Source organism: Halomonas sp. Y3 (assembly GCF_024137965.1).
In the GTDB taxonomy this organism is placed as follows: Bacteria; Pseudomonadota; Gammaproteobacteria; order Pseudomonadales; family Halomonadaceae; genus Halomonas; species Halomonas mongoliensis.
Genome location: NZ_CP099975.1, coordinates 1,055,054 through 1,070,231, shown reverse-complemented (window position 1 = coordinate 1,070,231; position 15,178 = coordinate 1,055,054). Strand labels below are relative to the sequence as shown.

14 protein-coding genes and 1 pseudogene are annotated in these 15,178 nt (G+C 57.1%); 1 reads left to right on the top strand and 14 read right to left on the bottom strand.

What is annotated here, in order from left to right; all coding sequences use genetic code 11:
* Positions 1-113: 113 nt before the first annotated feature.
* The 14 genes and pseudogenes from NHL60_RS05090 to pxpA form a co-directional block, all read right to left on the bottom strand.
* Positions 114-251, bottom strand: coding sequence for a hypothetical protein (locus tag NHL60_RS05090; protein WP_253449773.1), 138 nt, complete (start codon positions 249-251; stop codon positions 114-116).
* Between the two features lie 183 nt (positions 252-434).
* Complete coding sequence (gene gabT, locus NHL60_RS05085; protein ID WP_253449770.1) at positions 435-1,766, bottom strand: 4-aminobutyrate--2-oxoglutarate transaminase; 1,332 nt, start codon at positions 1,764-1,766, stop codon at positions 435-437.
* Between the two features lie 37 nt (positions 1,767-1,803).
* A pseudogene (locus tag NHL60_RS19655) lies at positions 1,804-2,011 on the bottom strand (aldehyde dehydrogenase family protein); the annotation flags it as partial.
* 46 nt (positions 2,012-2,057) lie between these two features.
* On the bottom strand, positions 2,058-2,504 hold the full coding sequence (locus tag NHL60_RS05075; RefSeq protein WP_253449766.1) for a GNAT family N-acetyltransferase: 447 nt from the start codon (positions 2,502-2,504) through the stop codon (positions 2,058-2,060).
* Between the two features lie 52 nt (positions 2,505-2,556).
* On the bottom strand, positions 2,557-2,877 hold the full coding sequence (locus NHL60_RS05070; protein WP_301271094.1) for a cupin domain-containing protein: 321 nt from the start codon (positions 2,875-2,877) through the stop codon (positions 2,557-2,559).
* 33 nt (positions 2,878-2,910) lie between these two features.
* Positions 2,911-3,915, bottom strand: a complete 1,005-nt coding sequence (locus NHL60_RS05065; protein ID WP_253452017.1) for an AraC family transcriptional regulator — start codon at positions 3,913-3,915, stop codon at positions 2,911-2,913.
* A gap of 150 nt (positions 3,916-4,065) precedes the next feature.
* Entirely contained in the window at positions 4,066-6,033 is a 1,968-nt protein-coding gene (locus NHL60_RS05060) for a hydantoinase B/oxoprolinase family protein (RefSeq protein WP_253449763.1), read from the bottom strand.
* A gap of 2 nt (positions 6,034-6,035) precedes the next feature.
* On the bottom strand, positions 6,036-8,081 hold the full coding sequence (locus NHL60_RS05055; protein ID WP_253449760.1) for a hydantoinase/oxoprolinase family protein: 2,046 nt from the start codon (positions 8,079-8,081) through the stop codon (positions 6,036-6,038).
* Positions 8,082-8,173: 92 nt separating this feature from the next.
* Positions 8,174-9,520: a cytosine permease gene (locus NHL60_RS05050; RefSeq protein WP_253449757.1), complete on the bottom strand. Its 1,347-nt coding sequence runs from the start codon at positions 9,518-9,520 to the stop codon at positions 8,174-8,176.
* A 235-nt stretch (positions 9,521-9,755) separates the two neighbouring features.
* Entirely contained in the window at positions 9,756-10,727 is a 972-nt protein-coding gene (locus tag NHL60_RS05045) for a biotin-dependent carboxyltransferase family protein (protein ID WP_253449754.1), read from the bottom strand.
* Entirely contained in the window at positions 10,717-11,613 is an 897-nt protein-coding gene (locus NHL60_RS05040) for an allophanate hydrolase subunit 1 (RefSeq protein ID WP_253449751.1), read from the bottom strand. The genes NHL60_RS05045 and NHL60_RS05040 overlap by 11 nt, the downstream gene beginning before the upstream one ends.
* Positions 11,606-13,006, bottom strand: a complete 1,401-nt coding sequence (locus NHL60_RS05035) for an acetyl-CoA carboxylase biotin carboxylase subunit (protein WP_253449748.1) — start codon at positions 13,004-13,006, stop codon at positions 11,606-11,608. Before NHL60_RS05035 ends, NHL60_RS05040 begins: the two co-directional genes overlap by 8 nt.
* Before the next feature lie 8 nt (positions 13,007-13,014).
* Positions 13,015-13,263, bottom strand: coding sequence for an acetyl-CoA carboxylase (locus tag NHL60_RS05030; protein ID WP_253449745.1), 249 nt, complete (start codon positions 13,261-13,263; stop codon positions 13,015-13,017).
* Positions 13,264-13,331: 68 nt separating this feature from the next.
* Entirely contained in the window at positions 13,332-14,096 is a 765-nt protein-coding gene (gene pxpA, locus NHL60_RS05025; protein WP_253449742.1) for a 5-oxoprolinase subunit PxpA, read from the bottom strand.
* A 114-nt stretch (positions 14,097-14,210) separates the two neighbouring features.
* Between pxpA and NHL60_RS05020 the strand changes: the two genes are divergently transcribed.
* Positions 14,211-15,113, top strand: a complete 903-nt coding sequence (locus NHL60_RS05020) for a LysR family transcriptional regulator (protein ID WP_253449739.1) — start codon at positions 14,211-14,213, stop codon at positions 15,111-15,113.
* Positions 15,114-15,178: the final 65 nt, after the last annotated feature.

Below are 15,178 nucleotides of genomic sequence, written 5' to 3'. Positions count from 1 at the left end.
TTTTTCTGGCTCGAACGGCTGATGGTACTCCTGCACCAAGCCCTTCAGGCGCTCTCGCGGGCTGCCCGGAACAACTCCCTCGACACCATGGCTCGGCGCTCCGTCTTCTCGTGTCATCGCGACACCTTGTAGATGTCGGGTCCCGGGTGATTAACCACCCGTTTGGTAAATAACTCAGGTCGCTTGGCCAGAGTCGATGATGCAGCGGGCAGCAGCATGGCGACGAAAGAAAACCGGAACAGCAAGCTCATGACTGGGTCTCCATGGGCCGGGGGGAGATGCTGACCATCCTTAAAAATATCTATATTTTTATTTTTGTCCAAACATTGCCCAAGAACGCCCCATCGCTCCTCCCTCTGCTTCTGGACGCCAGACACGACACCGCCGAGCCCCATGGCCTCGGCGGTGTAGAGCTGAGAGCTCCTTTCAGAACCTTATGAATGTGATGGGCTGTTCCGAGGTAGACCCCCTTCAGCACCTGAGGCGGCGAGCGCTTCCAGCAAGCTCTCGATAATACCAAGCCCCTCCTCCAGCACCTCAGAGGGGGCGGTGATCGGCACTAGGATGCGGACGGTATTGCCGTAGAAACCGCAGGAGAGCAGGATCAGCCCCTGCTCACGGGCCTTGGCGCACAGCGCCTGGGCCTTGGCGGGGTCGGGCCTGCCATCGGCGTCGAGCAGCTCGAAGGCCGCCATGGCGCCCAGGTTGCGCGCATGGCCCACCGGGGCAAAACGCTCCTCCCAGATGGCAAAGCGCTCGGCCAGCATGCGGCCCATCTGCTCGCTCCGCTCCAGGATGTTCTCCTCCTCGATGGCATCGAGTACGGCCAGCGCCGCGGCGCAGGAGAGCGGGTTGCCGCTGTAAGTGCCGCCCAGGGAGCCGAGCCCGGAAGCGTCCATCACCTCGGCGGAGCCCACCACCGCCGACAGCGGCATGCCGTTGGCCAGGGACTTGGCGGTGGTCAGCATGTCGGCCTCGATGCCGCTGTGCTCCAGTGCGAAGAGCTTGCCGGTACGCGCGAAGCCCGACTGCACCTCGTCGATGATCAGCAGGATGCCGTGGCGGTCGCAGAGCGCGCGCAGCGCCTTGAGGTACTCCGGCGAGGCGATATAGAAGCCGCCCTCCCCCTGCACCGGCTCAATGACGATGGCCGCCACCCGGTGCGCCGGAATATCGGTCTTGAAGAGCTTCTCGATGCCGGCCAGGGCCATCTCGTCGCTGATGCCATGCAGCGGGTTGGGGTACGGCGCGCGATAGACGTCGCCCGGCATGGGGCCGAAGTCATTCTTGTAGGGCAGCACCTTGCCGGTCATGGCCAGGGTCATCATGGTGCGGCCATGGAAGGCGCCGTCGAAGGTGATGACGCCGGAGCGGCCAGTGGCAGCGCGGGCGATCTTGACGGCGTTCTCCAGCGCCTCGGCGCCGGTGTTGACCAGCATCGCCTTGCGCTCGGGGCCCTTGACCGGGGCCTTCTCGCAGAGCCGCTGGCAGAGCTGGATATAGGGGGCGTAGGAGATCACCGCCGAGCAGGTGTGCATCACGCGCTCGAGCTGGTCCTGCACGGCCTTGACGATGCGCGGGTGGCGGTGGCCCAGGTTGAGCACGCCGATGCCGCCGGCGAAGTCGATCCAGCGCTGGCCGTCCTCGTCCCACAGCTCGGCGTTCTCGGCGCGGGCCACGAACTGGGCGGTGGGGGTCGCCGCGCCATTGGCCACGAAGCGCTGCTTGAGGGCGTTGAGTTCGGCGTTGGTGAAGGTCTGAGTCATGTCGAGATCCTGATGGTGAATGAGTGGCGCGCCGGGCTCAGAGACCGCCCACGCAGACGTACTTGAGCTCGGTGAACTCCTCGAGGTCGTGGCGCGAGCCCTCGCGGCCGAGGCCCGACTCCTTGACGCCGCAAAAGGGAGCAAGCTCAGTCGAGATAATCCTCTCGCTGACCTCGACTAAGAATTAACCTGCCCCGCCAAATAAGACTGTAATCACAAGTATACAAGCAAGCAGCCTGGCCGAATATCTAACCTCCGGTAATGCGTATACCCAAATGCTGTATCGGTGGGCTAGCCAGCCACCAACTGATAGGTAACCCAGTCGGTCTTTTCAGCCGTTCGGTCATAAACGGCTCGAGCTCGGTAGTTATTCTCTTTTGTAACCCAGCGAACGAATGGCCAGCTATTGGCACTAGCCTCTTCCTTGAGAGCGGCAAGCAAGGCCGTAACAACTCCACTGCCACGATATTCTGGAGCAACAAAAAGATCGTCCAGAAAACCCACCTCATTGCCACGCAAAGGTGAGGGCATGGATCTGAAATGCATCAGCCCTACAGCTTTACCACTGGCTTCAATAGCGATACGCCCCTGAAGGAGTCCTCCCTCCTGAATCAATTTCCAGACGGTATCCACTGTAGCGTCAGGCATTGGCATGCCATAGTAAGTTGCATAGCCCTTGTACAGACCCTCCCAAGCTAGGCGACAATTCTCATCTAGAGCTTTTACCACAAAATTCATATTTATTCCTATTTTATACAGAGCCAGAATCTTTATCCAAGGAAGGCAAAACCTACTTTATCTCCAGCTCAACAAAAGAGAATGGCCCCTCCCCAATGTTAATCACATTATGCTCAACTCCTTCTCCACGCTTGTAACACTCCCCGGCTTTCAGCCTAACTTCTTTCTCGCCGTCAGGTGTTTCAAGCAACATATGACCATCTTGAACGGGGACAATCACGTAGTCATGGGCATGTCGATGCCAGCCCGTTTCCGAGCCGGGAGGGAAATTCCAGAGAGTCACGATCACCTGATTATCGTCAATTTGAACTTGGCTTACGGCCTGCACTCTCTTCATAGTGATGTTTTCCTTATTTATTTCAACGATGAACAATTGGCTTCCGTCTTCGAATCACATTGCTGCCACTCACATCTGGCGATCCCGTAGTTCGCTAGCGGAATAGCCGAATCGTCTACGAAACACGCGGCTGAACTGTGCCTGCTCCGTGAATCCCCAGCGGTAGGCCACCTCACCGATATTGATCCCCGCGGGCAGCGTCTCTAACTCACGATGCGCAGCCTCCAGCCGCTGCGCGCGTATCCATTCTCCGACCGTATACCCCGATCCAGCAAAAAGCTTGTGCAAATAACGCAAGGAAATACCACAAAAACTGGCGATTCGAGCGGGCGAAAGTTCGGGATCGCCCAGGTTGGCCGAGATATAGCGCTCGATTCGCATGAGGTGCGCAGTTTTCATATGTGACTGGTCACTATTCAGCACCCGCTCGTCTTGCTCTAACACCATCGAAAGCATGCTCAGGGCCTGCTCGAACAAGCGACTCTGATCCTCCACCCTGCAATCATTCACATGTTGCGAGCAGATCTTCAGGAAGTCGACGAAGGCACAGCCGATGCCTTCCTGGGCGGAGAAGCAGTGCTGCGAATAGCGCTCCGGCCGCCGAATGCGGGACTTCATCGGCCCCTCGGGCACCTTGAACACCCACATGTCATTCGGTGTCGTATAGCCGAACTGATAGGGGGCATCGCCCTGTTCGACGATGAAGTGGCCCGGGGGGCAGTTCAAGCTTCTTCCATGCTGGGAAAAGAACACCTTTGCCTGTAACGGTATCGTCACCAAAAACGAAGCTTGGCTATCCTCAACAATCTGCGAACGCGACCGGGAGTATTCAGCCCTGTCAGAGGTGAGTCGCGATAGAGAGAAGTTACTTCCCTCTGCTTTCCAAAGCCTCAGCGTCCCTTGGAAAGCGTCTTCCTTATGGCCGCCGTAATTTAGCGTCAATGGAAAGTAAGTATCGGAAACTATCTGAGTCCAGCGATCCTGCGAGTTTGAGATTAACCGTGTGTCGGGACTTGTGCCTCCACCGTCCCTTGTCAGCCTAGCGACTTCTGGCAGCTCAGTGGCTCCTGGCATTGTCGTAGTTGTATTCATGCCATTCCTCTCTGTCTGTACACGCGCCGCATATGAGCGTATCGCAACGAAGGCGAGATTCCTGAGGCCCGGCCCGACCTGATCGGGCCAGGGTCCTACGAAGTCTCGCCGTTCTCGTTAGCAATCGCAATATCAGGTCCAGAAACTGGATGATCGCTTGTCCAGAGAGTCACGATACTGTCGAGTGGACTTCTCCAACAGCTCGCCGGAGCCCCAGTCCAGCACCACACCGTAGCGACGAATCACATCCAGGACATTCAGCTCACCATCTCGATACTGCTTGGCGACGTCTTCAGGGGGTGTCTGCAGCCACTCCCGCCGATTTGTCCGGATCCACTCACGAGCCTTGGCGGTGCGCTCGGCGTTGATCTCATAGTCATCGATATCAGGATCATTTACCTGGATCACCACGCCATAGTCACGCTCGGCGCGCTCGACAGACACATAGCCATCGATCACATCCTCCAGCACCGCTTCCTCATCGCGCTCCAACGGGTCACCGAAGCCACCGCCACCCGCCGAGGGGCGCGTGAAGGTATCTCCGGAGCGTACCGTCACATTCGAGAAGGTGGCACCCAGGTATTTCTCATCCGGCGTTCCCTTGTTGAGCCACACTCCGTGCGGCACGGAGGGCAGTCCACCATTTATTCCCCAGGTCACCGAACGGCCGCGGTCACAGCAGTAGCTCATCACCGTCTTGTCGACCTGGGTCAGCTTGCCCCCCTTCTCGACACCGCAACCGCCACGAAAGCGGCCTGGCCCGGCTGAATCTATGCTGATTTCGTGGCACATCGTCAGCACGGGGTTCAGCCGCTCCTGCCCTTCCACCGGCTGAACCGCCAGCCCGGTGCCGAATACTGGCGAGGTGGCGGACGAGCCGTCCTTGGTCTGACGCCCACCCCAGCCGCCAGCCATCCAGTCATACCACATGAAGTAGTCGCCGCTGCCGGTGCGCCTATCATTGCCCCCGATCAGCAGGTACTCGAGGTTGAAAGCACAGGCCATGGCACGCTCCGGCATGACCCCGCTCCACAGCTCGAAGATCCCGTTCATGACCTTCTCGTAGGGGCCGGAGCAGAAACCGGTAACCGCATGGGGCCAGCCTGCGTTCACCACGCTACCCTCCTCACCGATATTGGCCGTCACCGCGCGATAGAAGCCAGAGTTTAGCGGAACGTCGGGGAAGAAGGTTTTGGTGCCCGCGTAGATGGCGGAATGGGTGGTCCCATAGCAGGAGTTGAGAAAGGTGGAGACAGCAGGTGCCGAACCTGACAAATCATAGTGAATTCCATTGCCATCCAGCGTCAGCTTGATGCGAATGGGAACCATCCCTTCGCCCAAGGCAGGGTCCCCATCGATATAATCAACCGTCTCCCACTCACCCTTCGGCATTCCGGCCAGACTCTTGAGCACGACCCTCTCAACATAGTCCTGGGTCTCCTGCATAGCGGCCACGACAGTGGCCTTGGAGTACTTATCGACTAGGCGAAGAACCTCACGCTCACAAACCGCCGTAGCCTCTGCCTGGGCCTGCAGATCCCCCAGGGCCTGAGCCGGCGCACGGGTATTGGAGACCAGCAGCTGGGCAACATCATGGAGGAAAACGCCTGCGCGCCAGACACGCACCGGCGTGATACGCAGCCCCTCACTGAAGTGGGTGCTGGCATTGACGTCGAAGGAACCCGGAACGCTGCCGCCGATATCCGCCCAGTGTCCCTTGTTCTGGGCAAAGCCGATAATCTCTCCTTCGGAAAATATCGGTCGAATAAAGCTGACGTCGTTAAGGTGTGTACCGCCACGATAGGGATCGTTGATGGCAAAGACATCACCGGGATGAATGTCACCCGAAAACTCCTCGAGAACCGCCTTACACTGGAAGTGCAGGGTGCCGACGTGTACCGCAATATCGCCACTGCCCTGCATGACCGTGTTGCCCTCAGCATCGCATAGCGCGGAGGAGAAGTCTCGTGAATAGATGACGAACGAGTAGCAGGTTCGCAGGATCTGCTCGCTCATCAAGTCAACGCTCGTGGCGAATGCATTCTTGAGGACTTCAAATGTGACCGGATCGAGAGCATTGTCCTTGTTGGTATGTGCCATGATCATGCCTCCTCTCCCGACTGAATCAGTTGAATGCGAATATTCTTCCACTCATCGATCGACGCCACCGTATCAGGTGGTACCACAGTGGTGGAGTCCAGCTGATCGATGATAGCGGGCCCAGTGAATTCAAACCCTATCGGCAGAGTTGCCCGGTCGTAGACCGGTGTCTGGTGCCATTGCCCCTCGAAGTACACCTCGCGGTAGGCATACGGTGCTGCCTGAGCACCAGGCTGACGCTCGCTGCGCGGAAATTCCGGCTTGGGCGTCTTGCCAACGGCACGAAGATGAAGCTGGTAGATCTCGACCGGAAGCGAATTCTGACGAAAGGAGAACTGCCGCTCATGCTCCTTGTGGAACATCTCGATGGCATCCTCGAGTGACGCGTCGCCGCTGCCCATCGCCACCTGTAGAGAGCGCCACTGCCCCTGATAACGCATGGAGATGCCACGCTGCAGGACCACATCGGCGTCAGCGACGCCCTCATGGCGCAGCCGGTCCACCGCTTCGTCTTCCAGTGACCGGAACTGGCGATCGAGATCTTCCAGATCGGCACTATCCGCCGCCGCGGTGTACATCATCGAGAGGTCGTGCTGGATATCCACCAACAGACACCCCATCGCCGAAGTCACCCCGGGGTTGGGGGGCACAATCACCGCCGGAATACCCAGCTCCTTGGCCACCTCTGCACCGTGTAGGGCGCCGGCACCGCCAAATGCGATCAGGGCGAAATCACGTGGGTCCAGGCCACGGCGGATCGACACCAGCCGCACCGCATCGGCCATGTTAGCATTCGCCACCTTGATGACCGCATGTGCCGCCTCTGCAGTACCTAACGACAGCGGCTTGCCAACACGCTCTTCTATAACCTGGATCGCCTTTTCCCGGTTCAGCTCAAGTGCCCCGCCGGCAAGGACGGTACCCAGACGGTTCAGCGCCAGGTTGGCATCCGTATTGGTAGGCTCCGAGCCGCCGCGCTCGTAGCAGGCTGGGCCTGGATCAGCACCCGCGGACTGCGGCCCATTGCGCAAGGCACCAGCGATATCAATATGCGCCAAGGAACCCCCTCCGGCACCAACGGTTAGCACCTCGATACTCGGGAATACGATGGGGTGACCATACTCCACTCCCCACTGCTTGGTAACGCGCAACTCACCATCATGGATCAGCGAGATATCGGTAGAAGTACCCCCCATATCAAGCCCGACAGCATTCTGATAACCGCACTGCTCGGCGATATGCTTGGCGGCGATCGCCCCAGCGGCGATACCGGATGCTGCCAGACGAACCGGGAAGTGTTTCGCCATGGCCGGGGTCATGGAGCCGCCACCAGAGTGAAGCAATAGCAGGTCGTTGTCGTAGCCACCCGCACTCAACTCATCATCGAGCTGCTTGACGTAATCCGACACCAGTGGGCCCAGCACCGTATTCGCCACGGCGGTATTGAAGCGGTCGTGCTCAAATATCTCAGGCAGGATATCAGAAGAGGTCGAAACGTTGGCTTCCGGCATTTCTTCTTCGAGAATCTCCCGCATGCGCTGCTCGTTATGTGCATTGGCGTAGGAGTTCATGAAGCAGACGGCAATGGTCGTGGTGCCGCGACGCTTAAGCTTGCGCGCCAGGGCACGGGCCTCGCCTTCATCCAGCGGGGTGACTACATTGCCAGCGTAGTCAACCCGTTCACTAACCTCGAAACGGTCCCGGCGGCGAATGTAAGGTCCGCTAACATCCGCGTAGGCGTCCCAGAGGTTATCCTTGGTGCCATCGCGGATTTCTATCACATCACGAAACCCCTTGGTGGTTACCAGAGATGCCTTGGGAAAACGCCGAGTAATCAAGGCATTGGTGGCAACAGTTGTACCATGGAAGAAAAGGTCGACATCCGATAACTCGATCTCTCCCCGCTTGACCCCATTCATCACGGCCTGCATGGGGTTATTTGGCGTGGACGGAACTTTGGTGACACGAAACTCCTGGGTTGATGAATTATAAACACACACATCGGTAAAGGTTCCACCCGCGTCTACCGCCACTCTCAAATCAGGCATATGTCACCTCATTGTTATCTAGTTAGATGATAATTATTTAAATCTTTTGCTTGTTAATTTAAGCCGCTTCTTGCTTCAAACTTACCTCTCTCTTATTTAAGGCTTGCGACGTACCACTCTTCCCGCGCAACCCTCAGCCCCAGTTCGTAAACGGTAAAGGCGAACATGAAGGTGGCCGGCGCCGAGAATCCGGCAATAGCAGGCACGTTCATGATGATGATTCCGGCCAGGGTGGCACCGCACCAGGCCACGAGGCCACAGGGGTTAAAGGCAGGAATGTAAGCATTATCCAGTTCGACATGGCCATTGAAGCGGTCTTGGTATGTACGCGAGAGAATATGCGCCAGGGCGACGCCGACCCAGGCAACCACAAAGACCCCCTGATACGCCAGTGCCTGAAGAATATAGGAGAAGACATCCGCCATCATCAGCACATAGGCAATGACGCCAATCATACACCCGGCCACTATCTTGGATATCTGGATACCGGTGACCTTGCGAATGAAGGACTCAAAATTGACAGTCGCCAGATAGAAATTGGCGGTGTTAATACGGCTCTGGGTCACCCATACCAGTAGCAGGCCACCAAAACCCATCAATTCAAGCAGACCCAGTACCACTGAGGCTTCCGACAGACCGTCGGTCGGGATCATGGAATCCAGTAGGATTCCGACAATGCCGCTGAACAGGAAGGTCATAGCATAAAAGGGAATACCGAAAGTTACTCTGGCATGGAACTTGCTATCTTCCTGACGACCAAACCGGGCGTAGTCAAAGGTGAACATCATCAGCACCCATACTCCCATGTAGTAGGCAAAGGTCTGTAACCAGCCCCAAGGAGATGCTCCACCTTCAGGTACACGGGTCAGCCAACCGCTAGGGTAACCGAACTCCGCTACCGCCATGCCCACGGCGATCAGCATACCAACGACATATACCGGAAGGAGGACGCCATTGAACTTGTCCAGCCAGTGCTGAACACTGCCGAAAATCAATGCCACCCCCAAGGCCGCCACAATGGCCGTTGAGATCCCCATCGGAATTACGCCACTCCACTCTGAGAGCACCAGCGCCATGACATAACCTTCAAACACGGCGTAATAAAGTGCTGTTGCAAAGAAGATCAGCGTTGCCACTACGGCCCCGAAGTGCCCGAAAAGCACTTTGGAAAAAAGCGCAACGGTTAAACCGGTTTTCATAGAGTAGCGACTGATAACACCATTTATGATGCCATAGGCAATCATGGTTAGAACAATACCGATCAGTGCATTGGTTGTTCCATATGCACGAGCCATGGCTGCTGCCACCACCATATAGAAGATAGCACTACAGACAGCCCACCAGGCCATCATAAGATTTACCTTAGGCATTCGTCCTTCTGGAGGAACAGGGCGTTCTGAAAAGTCCAGATCCTGCGCTTCATTTTGATTAGTACTCATTTCTCTTCTCTCTTCTTATTCGACTTATTTTAAAACAGCAGCCGTCAACCCCTCTTAAAACCCATTTATCAGGCTTTAATCGTCCGACTGCCATCAAGTTTGTTGTAATTATCTTGCGAGAAGGCGTTAGCACGCTTCAACCATAGCGCTAACCACTGCGGGATGTTTGGCCTGCAGCGCACTGTCATTTAGCCTGACGTGCACTGCATGCAAAGCCGGAAGGAGTTCCCCCGAATTACGGCATGTTACGCAGCTGCTCCAACACGTGCTGATACCGGGCACGTGCGTCCATCGCTTGTTCAAGGGTCACCTGAACAAAGCGCACCTTCTGGTGGGGCTGGATTTGGCCTACGGTGTCCATGTCGGCACTGATCACAGTCCCGATCATGGCGTAGCCACCCCCGGAAACCGCATCCCTGTGCAGAATAATGGGCTCGCTGCCACTGGGAACCTGAATAGATCCGATCGGGTAACAGGCATCCACGATATTGGACGGATCATCACCGGCCCCGAAGGGTGGCTCACGCTTTATAAAGTCCAGCTTGGTTCCACCTTTCATGCGGTAACCGATACGGTCGGCTTCAGAAGCGACGGTCCAGTCCTCATGATAAAAGCGCTCGGCACTGTCCGGCTCCAGACGGTGCGCATAAAGTCCAGGTATAACACGCAGCTCATAGCGTTTGTAAAACGCAGGAACCAGATTTTCAGGCAGGCGTCGTCCTGTCGTGGCTAGCCCGTGGGCAGGCAACACACCCAGAGTGTCGCCCGGTTGCAGGGTGCGCCCTTGCAAGCCCCCCAGCGAGCCCAAGGCATAAGTACTGCGGCTGCCGAGCCTTTCGGGCACATCAATGCCTCCCTCAATGGCCAGGTAGAGCCGCGCCCCCGCTTTGACAAAATCAAAACTCAGCGCTGCACCGGCCGGCACCTCGAACACTTCATTCAGCGGTTGCGGCTCACCATCAACACGCGGCAGCATTTCCGCACCACAGGCCGCCACCTTATGGGTGTCGGTAAAGCGCAATTCAGGGCCCATCAAGGCACATTCAATGACCGCCGAGCCTTCAGGGTTGCCCAGCAACAGGTTGGCTGCGACCAATGACCGCTGATCCATCCCTCCGGACGGTGGAATTCCAAGGTGGTAGTATCCCTGACGTCCTTTATCCTGGATTGATGACGCTAGGCCCGGCTTGATGACTTCAATGCTCATACAGTGCCTCCTTTACGCGACGTGCATAGCCATCCGGATCTTGGTTGAACGCATCCAGATCAAAGGTGAAGTGTGTGACGTTGGGCGTGAACTGCCCTTTTTCAGCGACGGCCAGCAGGTTGTCATACTCTTCACGCTCAACAGCGCGGTACTTGACGATATCGCCCGGGCGGAAATAGATCATGGATGCATCGATATGCGGCTGTTCACCGGACGGGTCATAGATGGGCATCGGGGTCACCCCGAACATCTGATAGCCGCCTGCACCGCGCACGGAGTAGATCACACTGAAACAGCCACCGATGCCCACCGTCTGCTTGGGGGTATCGGTACGCGGTCGCAGGTATTTCGGCACCTGGATCTGGCGATCCCGTGGCACCATCTGATACATGAAGGGCAAGCCCGCTACAAAGCCGACCATTGACACAAACCAGGGGGTTTCACTATGGGCCTTGATAAAGACATCCACGCTGTCATAGCCGTTGATCCGTGCGGCATACTCTAGATCCGTGCCGGTCGGGTCTTGGTGATTATCACGAAAGCGCATCTGTGTTTCATGTGTCCAGGGATCGTTGTAGAGCACCGGAACTTCAATGATGCGGGTTTCGAGGGTTCGCACCTGCTGGCTTGCCACTTCCTGTTCCAGTTTTTCGAGTGTGTCCTGAAGTGTCTGGGCGGAAATGACATCCGGGTTGTAACGCACCTGATAGGACGCATTAGCCGGGCAGATTTCTACTACCCCAGGCAGGTCAATATCACGCAGGCGCTGGGTGATGGAAATGGACCGGAAAAATGCCTCCAGAGTCATTTCCTCGCTGAGTTCAACAAACAAGAATTCATCACCCGCCTGGCTGTAGCGGGTAGTGGCTGTCACCTGATTACTCATTGATGGCCCCCTTTGCAATATCAGGTTGCGGCTTGGCATTCCCGAGGTCAACTCCTGAGGCAGGTGAAGCCAGCCAGCGCTCCAGGAAACCGGTGTCAAACGCGCCTGCCTTGACGTCCACATCTTCGATTAGGCGTCGATGCAGGCTGGCTGTAGTGGTGAAGCCTTCCAACCGGAATTCGTCCAGCGCTCGACCGGCTCGCACCAATGCCTGCTCACGACTGGCATCCCAGACGATCAGTTTGGCCACCAGGGAGTCATAGAAAGGCGGCATCTTGTAGCCGTCATACAGCCCGCTGTCGACCCGGACGCCTGGGCCTGTCGGCCAGGTCAGACCTTTTACTGTTCCCAGCGAGGGGAAGAAATCCCGATCCGGGTCTTCTGCGTTAATGCGCATTTCAACCGCCCAGCCGTTCAGGGTGATGGCATCCTGGGTGATCCTAAGCGGCTCTCCACCCGCTAGGGTGATCATGGCCCTGACCAGATCAACGCCAGTCACCATCTCGGTCACCGGATGTTCCACCTGAATACGGGTATTCATTTCTATGAAGAAGAATTCACCCGTCTGTTCATCAAACAGGTACTCCAGAGTGCCTGCCCCTAGGTAGCCGACATGCTCCGCCAGTGCCACGGCAGATTCACACAGGCGCTGGCGGGTTGGAGTATCCAGCACCGGTGACGGGGCTTCCTCGAAGATTTTCTGGCGGCGACGCTGCAGGGAGCATTCGCGCTCGAAGAAATGCACAGCGCGTTGGCCATCCCCCAGCACCTGCACCTCGATATGACGTGCACGGGCAATGAAGCGCTCCAGGTAGACGCTCCCATCGCCAAAGGCCGCCTGAGCTTCCGCCTGGGCCTGCGGTAACTGCTGGGCCAGCATCTCGCTGTCCTCCGCCACCCGAATACCGCGCCCACCGCCACCGGCGGCGGCCTTGATCAATAACGGGTAGCCCACGTCTTCAGCCACAGCCTGGGCTTGTTCAAGGCTTTCCACCGCCCTGGGTGAACCGGGCACTACCGGCACGCCGGCGGCCATGGCGGTCTGCCGGGCACTGGCCTTGTCTCCCATGCGAGCGATGATGTCCGCATCTGGTCCTACGAAGGTCAGGCCGGCCTCCTTGACGGAGCGTGCAAAGTCAGCGCTTTCCGAAAGAAACCCATAGCCGGGATGCACTGCATCCGCCTGGCAGTTACTAGCCGCATCCAGGACAGCGGGAATATTGAGATAACTTTTGGCCGCCTGGGCGGGGCCGATGCAGATGGCTTCATCCGCCTGGCGAACAGCCAGGGTATCGGTATCCGCCTCGCTATGGGCGACGATACTGACAATCCCCAGCTCACGAGCAGCCCGCACGACCCGCAGCGCTATCTCACCTCGATTGACGATCAGCAATCGGCGTATCATTCGCTGACCTCCAGCGTGGCAATCACATCGCCTGCTTCCAGGACGCTTTCATTCTCAGCGGTGAAGCTTTTCAGGGTGCCCGCCGCTTCTGCCTTGAGCTCCACAAACTGCTTCATGACCTCGATCAGGCCAATGACATCACCAGGATTGACCTGCTGCCCTTCTTTTACATAGACAGGGTCATCCGGAGAGGCTTGACGATAGAAAACACCAGGAAAGGGCGCTTGAATCTGTTGTGTTGTCATTATGTTTCTCCTGCTGATTAACTATTAAGCAGCCTTGGGAACATCTATTCATGCCTTACCGGCTGCTGTTATTGTTTGGGTGGGGCGATCTTGATGCCCGCACCATCCAGGGTATGGCGTACAGCCTTGACTAGTGCCAGGGCACCAGGCGTATCGCTATGAATACAGACCGACTGGAAAGCCACCTCCACCGTCTTTCCCGTCACGGTTTCGACCATGCCCTGCTGGCAGGCACGCAGCACTTTCTTCGCCACCTTTTCCGGGTCCAGGAGTTGCACCTTACGCACAAAGACTATACTGCCTTCATCGTTATAATCACGGTCTGCATAGAACTCATGCACTCTGGGCAGCCCTTGGCTCATGGCCGCCTCATCCAGCGCAGACCCCGCCAGGCAGTAGATCGACAGTTCCGGCGCGACCCTGGCCAGGCCGTCGCACAGCAATCCGGCAAAATCTGAATCCTTGGCAGCATGCATGAATAAGGCCCCATGCAACTTGAAATGCTGCACGGTCAAGTCTTCCAGGTGAGCAAGCTCACGCAGGGCCCCCAGCTGATAGAGTGCGTCGTTGACGAGTTCTTCAGGCGGGGCGGCAATGGCCCGCCGACCAAAGCCCACCAGATCACGAAAACCTGGATGCACCCCGACTCCGACCCCGTGACGGGCAGCAAGCTGCAAGGTCGTACGCATGGTGCCAGGGTCACCGGCATGAAAGCCCGCGGCGATGTTGGCAGAGCTGATCAGTGCCATGATATCGGCATCCACCCCATCACCTATTGACCAGGCACCGAAGCTCTCCCCCATATCAGCATTCAGATCAATCGTTGTTGTCATCATGTCTCTCCTTGGCCATCACATTTATTGATGACAGCTAAGCCGAGACATTGGTAATATTAATTCTTGAAGAGTGATATCAAAAAATCCGAAGGCAGGGGGGGGTGCGCGACCATGAGGCGGGATTTATCCCTGCGTAAGCTGCGTTACGTGATGGCGGTTGCCAAAAGCGGGCGCGTCACTCAGGCCGCGGTTGACCTTAATGTCTCGCAGTCCTCGATCACCACCGGCGTCAAGGAAGTGGAGGAACAACTGGGGGTGGCACTGTTTCGCCGCACCAGCCGGGGCATGACCCTGACCCGGGAAGGCAACCGCTTCCTGCAACGTGTCAACTATGCCCTCCAGGCGCTCGATGATGCCTTCGATGGCCTGAAAGACACCCATCCGACGCTCAAGGGAACACTGAGACTGGCAATGACCTATACGGTCGCGGGATATTTCATGCCGCCCCTGCTGGCGCAGTTTCAGCGGCGCTACCCTTGGGTCAGGGTGGAATTACACGAGGTTTCGCGCCCGCAAATCGAACAGGGCCTCAAAGCAGGTGAGTTCGAACTAGCCATCATTTTGACGTCCAATATCGAGCATCACCAATGGCTGGAGAAGCTGACACTGACTCAGTCAAAGCGGCAGCTTTGGGTGAATAGTCATCATGAACTGCTTAAACGGGAGCGCATCACCCTTAAGGATATCGCCCACTACCCCTATATCATGCTGACCGTGGATGAGGCGCATCAGTCCGCTATGAAATACTGGAAATCCAATGGGATGGCTCCCAACATCCTGTTTCGTACGTCCTCGGTGGAGGCGGTACGCAGCATGGTGGCCAATGGCACCGGCATCACCATTCTTTCCGATATGGTCTACCGTCCATGGTCACTGGATGGAAATCGCATTGAGCATATCGAGTTGAGCACCCCCATACCCCCCATGGAGCTGGGATTGTCATGGCCACGTCACAAGCCTCTCAGCTCGGCCGCCAAGGCCTTCTGCGACCTGGCACAGGGCTTGTATAGATGAAGATGAACATGACCATATAACAGCTGCCGACTCCACTCGACCCTGGGCTACCAAACGCCAAGGGA

Excerpts from the sequence above, each read along its gene's own strand:
- NHL60_RS05090 (WP_253449773.1), bottom strand. The coding sequence starts at position 251 with ATGAGCTTGCTGTTCCGGTTTTCTTTCGTCGCCATGCTGCTGCCCGCT.
- gabT (WP_253449770.1), bottom strand. The coding sequence starts at position 1,766 with ATGACTCAGACCTTCACCAACGCCGAACTCAACGCCCTCAAGCAGCGC.
- NHL60_RS05075 (WP_253449766.1), bottom strand. The coding sequence starts at position 2,504 with ATGAATTTTGTGGTAAAAGCTCTAGATGAGAATTGTCGCCTAGCTTGG.
- NHL60_RS05065 (WP_253452017.1), bottom strand. The coding sequence starts at position 3,915 with ATGCCAGGAGCCACTGAGCTGCCAGAAGTCGCTAGGCTGACAAGGGAC.
- NHL60_RS05060 (WP_253449763.1), bottom strand. The coding sequence starts at position 6,033 with ATGGCACATACCAACAAGGACAATGCTCTCGATCCGGTCACATTTGAA.
- NHL60_RS05055 (WP_253449760.1), bottom strand. The coding sequence starts at position 8,081 with ATGCCTGATTTGAGAGTGGCGGTAGACGCGGGTGGAACCTTTACCGAT.
- NHL60_RS05050 (WP_253449757.1), bottom strand. The coding sequence starts at position 9,520 with ATGAGTACTAATCAAAATGAAGCGCAGGATCTGGACTTTTCAGAACGC.
- NHL60_RS05045 (WP_253449754.1), bottom strand. The coding sequence starts at position 10,727 with ATGAGCATTGAAGTCATCAAGCCGGGCCTAGCGTCATCAATCCAGGAT.
- NHL60_RS05040 (WP_253449751.1), bottom strand. The coding sequence starts at position 11,613 with ATGAGTAATCAGGTGACAGCCACTACCCGCTACAGCCAGGCGGGTGAT.
- NHL60_RS05030 (WP_253449745.1), bottom strand. The coding sequence starts at position 13,263 with ATGACAACACAACAGATTCAAGCGCCCTTTCCTGGTGTTTTCTATCGT.
- pxpA (WP_253449742.1), bottom strand. The coding sequence starts at position 14,096 with ATGACAACAACGATTGATCTGAATGCTGATATGGGGGAGAGCTTCGGT.
- NHL60_RS05020 (WP_253449739.1), top strand. The coding sequence starts at position 14,211 with ATGAGGCGGGATTTATCCCTGCGTAAGCTGCGTTACGTGATGGCGGTT.